This is a genomic window from Azospirillum sp. B4 (assembly GCF_000333275.1).
In the GTDB taxonomy this organism is placed as follows: Bacteria; Pseudomonadota; Alphaproteobacteria; order Azospirillales; family Azospirillaceae; genus Nitrospirillum.
On record NZ_BACU01000105.1, the window covers coordinates 1 to 4,389 of the forward strand.

The window sequence follows — 4,389 nt, forward strand, 5'->3', positions numbered from 1 at the left end:
GCCATGCTGCTGATGGGGCATGACCAGCCCTATCTGGGACGCCGGCTGGAGGAGCAGGGGCTGCGCAAGGAGAAGGACGTCTACGCCTACATCTACGACATCACCGTGGACCTTCCCGCCGGCGCCAAGCGGCTGATCGACCGGCCCCTGCCCAAGGGCATCACGGTGCGCCGCATGGACTTCAAGCGGTACGACGACGAGATCCGCGCCGTCACCTCCATCTTCAACGACGCCTGGCAGGACAACTGGGGCTTCGTCCCCCTGACGGAAATCGAGACCGACTATCTGGCCAAATCGCTGAAGCCTTTGCTCGACCCACGCCTGGTGCGCTTCGTCGAACAGGACGGGGTGGCGGTGGGCTTCATCGTCTGCCTACCCAATCTGAACGAAGCCATCCGCGATCTGGACGGCAAGCTGCTGCCGTTCGGCTGGGCCAAGCTGCTGTGGCGCTTGAAGGTGGCGGGGCTGAAGACGGCGCGGGTGCCGCTGATGGGCATCCGCAAGTCCGCCTCCCAGGGCGTGATCGGCAGCCTGCTGCCCTTCTTGCTGATCGACGCCGTGCGCAAGGACGCGCTGGCCATGGGCTTCCGGCAGATCGAGCTGTCCTGGATCCTGGAGGACAACATGCCCATGCGCCGCATCAACGAAAGCCTGGGCGGCACCGCGTACAAGACCTATCGCATCTACGAAAAGGCGCTCAACTGAGCCAGCCTGCGGTCCGGTACCAGGCGGCGGTGTCACGGAAGCCGTCCGCCAGCCCTATCGTCGACTGGTGGACCTCGGCCGGCAGCAGTTCGCCTGGCGCCACCGTCCAATCGGGGTGGCGGATTTCGCGCGCCTTGCCGGCGGTGAAGATGGGCGATCCCCCCCGTATCGCCCCCCACCAGGAGGAGGCATGGCCGGCGGCCTGCAGCACGGCGCCGGGGATGGGCAAAAGGCGGGGGGGCGTCGTGCGGCCCACCGCGCGCGCGGCCTCCAGGAGCATGTCGGCCATGGCGTACCCCGCCGGCCGTGTGTCGGCCAGGGCGTAGGTGCCGCCAAGGGGGACGGGGGCCAAGGCGATCGCGGTCAGGGCGGCGGCGGCGTCCGTGACATGGATCGCGGCCAGGCGGCCATGGCCCACCAGGGGAACGACAGGTCGCGACGCCGCCTTGAAGATCGCCAGGGTTTCGCGGTCCCATGGGCCGTAGATCATGGGCGGGCGCAGGATGGTTAGCTGCCCGTCGGCATCGGCATAGACGGCGCGCGCCGCCTCCTCACCCGCGCGCTTGCTGGCGGCGTAATCTGACAGCTGCGGTTCCCGCGCGGCGAGGGAGGAGATGACGATCAGGCGGGCGTCGGGCGCGAGGCGGCGCAGCGTCCGGGCCAGCGCGTGGGTGCCATCCCGGTTGGTGCGCATGAAGGTTCGCCGGTCCGGCGCCTTGATCAGGCCGGCGGCATGGATCAGGGCGTCGGCGCCACCGGCCAGCCGCTCCAGTGCTTCGCCATCCTCCAGGCCACCGGGCACCACGTCGACGTCCAGGCCTGACCAGAACTCGTGTGCCGGCGGGCGCCGGGCCAACAGGCGGACCCTGGCGCCGGCACTGGCCAGGGCGGCGATCAGATGCAGTCCCAGAAAGCCCGTCGCCCCGGTGACCGCGACGATGGGCTCTCGGCTCATGCGGTCGCGGTATTGGCCAGGGCCAATCCCTCGGTGGCGGTGAAGACGCCGGCCAGGTACATGCTGCGCGCCCGGCTGCGGCTCAGCTTGCCCGAGGTGGTCTGGGGCAGGGCGTGCGGCGGCACCAGGACGATGCGCGCCACGACGCCGTAGCGGCTGCGGAAGACCTGGGTCAGGTCATGGATCAAGGTGTCGCGCACGGCCGGGTCGAGGCTGCGGCATTGGACCAGCGCCACCACTTCCTCTTCGCTGCCGTCATCGACGGAGAAGACCGCGACGTCGCCACTGCGCAGGGCGGCGATCTCCGCTTCCGCCGTCCACTCCAGATCCTGGGGCCACAGGTTGCGGCCGTTGACGATGATCAGATCCTTGGCCCGGCCGGTGATGACGATCTGGTCATCCAGCAGGTACCCCAGGTCGCCGGTATCCATCCAGCCGGTGGCGTCCATGATGCGGGCCGTTTCCTCCGGCGCGCCGTAATAGCCGCTCATCAGGCTGGGACCCCGGACGTAGATGCGGCCGACATGGCGCGGTGGCCGCCGGCTACCGGTGTCATCGCGCACCTCGATTCCGTGGTCTGGCAGGATGTGGCCGCACAGCACGAAGGTACGGGTGCGTTCGGCGCCGAATCGCGCGGGCACGGCGCGATGCTCCGTTTCCAGGATGACGCTGTCGACCACGTCATGTTGCACGCCCTGGCCCTTGGGCGTGAAGTTCAGCGCCAGGGTGGCCTCGGCCATGCCGTAGCTGGGCACGAAGGCGTTGCCGCTGAAGCCGTTAGGGGCGAATCGTTGCGCGAAATCGGCCAGCACATTGGGGCGGATCATGTCGCCGCCGATACCGGCACTGCGCCAGCTGGACAGGTCGATGCCGGCGGTGGACAGCGTTTCCGCCCGGCGCGAGCACAGCTCATAGCCGAAGGACGGGCTGTAGGAGATCGTACCGCGGTTGCGGCTGATGAGGTCCAGCCAGAGCAGGGGCCGGCGGGCGAAATCGCGCGTCGGCAGGATGTCCACCGACATCTGGCTGGCCAGCGGGATCAGCAGAAAACCGACCAGACCCATGTCATGGTAGAACGGCAGCCAGGAGACGCAGCGGTCGCCATCGTCAATGACCAGGCCGCTTTTGCTGACGTTGGCGGCGTTGCTCATGAACGCGCGTTGGGTGACGGCCACGCCCATGGGAAAGCGGGTGCTGCCGGAGGAGAACTGCAGATAGCTGATGCTGTCCGGCGACTGTTCCGGCAGGTCGCCGGCGATGGGCTCGACCCCCTCCAGCAGGGCCAGGGTGCCGGCGACCTTCAACTCGAGTCCCTGGACCGACCGCGCCAGCCAGTCGTTCAGCATTGCTGGTCCGAAGGCGGCGGTGGCGCCGCAGCTTTCCAGCATGCGGCGGATATGGTCGATGTAGGCGTCCTTGCCACCAAAAGCCGAGGGCAGGGGCAGGGGTACCGGTACCAGCCGGGCGTACTGGCAGGCGAAAAAGGCGCGGACGAAATCACCATCGCTCTCGGCGATCAGGCCGACACGCTCCCCCGGCTCCAGGCCGGTAGCCAGCAGGCGGCGGGCCAGGCTGATCGCCTGCTCGCGCAACTTCCAGTAAGGCAGCGCCTCGCTGAGCGCGCCTTTGCCGGTGTAGAAGTTGTAACCCGTCGGGCCCCGGGCCGCGTAATCCAACGCGCCGGCGATCGAGTCGAAATCTGCGTAGCGCGTAGGGAGCCCAGGATGATGGGAGGGCGTAGGAGACGTCATTTCGAGTTTCTTACCCTGACTCACTATGGCTTTAAGCTAGCGGATAATCACAGGTATGCAAATTGGTAACGGAAAGGCAATATGTGGCGTCGTTGGTGCAGCGTGCCCGAAAGGGGCGCTTGTGCCGCGTCTGGCTGCTGTTTAAGTGTGAAAGCGATGGGTTTGCAGTGATGTAGATCGCTGCGGCCCTAACTATTTGATGTGGTATCCTCACCCGACAGGCCCGAATGTGCTTGAAAAATAGGCAGTTTGCAACTTAGGCGCGCTGGGCTCGGTCACAATATCCTTATAAAATAGCAACTTACAGGTCACGTCATGCAGAAGGGCAAAATCCGTATCGCCATCGCGGGGATCGGAAACTGTGCGAGCGCGCTGATCCAGGGCATTCACTATTATACGCAGGAACGGTGCCGTGAGGGCGTGGTTGGCCTGATGCATCGTGAGATCGGCGGTTATTTGCCGTGCGATATCCAGGTGGTCGCCGCGTTCGACGTCGACGCCCGCAAGGTCGGCACGGATGTTCACCGCGCCATCTTCGCCAAGCCGAACTGCACAAAGATCTTCCAGGCCGACATTCCCGACAGCGGCGTCGCCGTGAAGATGGGCCCCGTGCTGGACGGCATTTCCGAGCACATGGCGGACTATTCCGAGGACCGCACCTTCGTGCGTTCCGATGCGCGGGAATTGACCAAGGCCGAGGTGGTGGAGGAACTGAAGCGTACCGGCGCCGAGGTCTTGCTGAACTACATGCCCGTGGGCTCGGAACAGGCGGCCCGCTTCTACGCCGAATGCGCGCTGGAGGCCGGCGTGGCCTTCATCAACAATATGCCGGTGTTCATCGCCAGCGATAAGGCTTTCGCGGACCGCTTCAAGGCGCGCAACATCCCCATCATCGGCGACGACATCAAATCCCAGGTGGGCGCCACCATCACCCACCGCGTGCTGACAGACCTGTTCGCCAAGCGTGGCGTGAAGCTG

The 4,389-nt window shown here is 66.1% G+C and carries 3 protein-coding genes and 1 pseudogene; 2 read left to right on the forward strand and 2 right to left on the reverse strand.

Annotated features, from left to right (window positions below; all coding sequences use genetic code 11):
- A pseudogene (locus I55_RS05170) lies at nucleotides 1–705 on the forward strand (dATP pyrophosphohydrolase); the annotation flags it as partial.
- Here the strand turns inward: I55_RS05170 and I55_RS05175 are convergent.
- The gene (locus I55_RS05175; RefSeq protein WP_044559443.1) at nucleotides 698–1,660 is read right to left on the reverse strand and encodes an NAD(P)-dependent oxidoreductase; all 963 of its coding nucleotides are present in this window, start codon (nucleotides 1,658–1,660) and stop codon (nucleotides 698–700) included. The pseudogene I55_RS05170 and the gene I55_RS05175 overlap by 8 nt on opposite strands.
- Nucleotides 1,657–3,411, reverse strand: coding sequence for a fatty acyl-AMP ligase (locus I55_RS05180; RefSeq protein ID WP_044559444.1), 1,755 nt, complete (start codon nucleotides 3,409–3,411; stop codon nucleotides 1,657–1,659). Before I55_RS05180 ends, I55_RS05175 begins: the two co-directional genes overlap by 4 nt.
- Nucleotides 3,412–3,726: 315 nt before the next feature.
- Between I55_RS05180 and I55_RS05185 the strand changes: the two genes are divergently transcribed.
- A partial coding sequence (locus I55_RS05185; RefSeq protein WP_044559445.1) for an inositol-3-phosphate synthase occupies nucleotides 3,727–4,389 on the forward strand: 663 nt, incomplete at its 3' end.

Bases quoted from the DNA above. Each gene is read 5' to 3' on its own strand.
- I55_RS05180 (WP_044559444.1), bottom strand. From the start codon at position 3,411: ATGACGTCTCCTACGCCCTCCCATCATCCTGGGCTCCCTACGCGCTAC.
- I55_RS05175 (WP_044559443.1), bottom strand. From the start codon at position 1,660: ATGAGCCGAGAGCCCATCGTCGCGGTCACCGGGGCGACGGGCTTTCTG.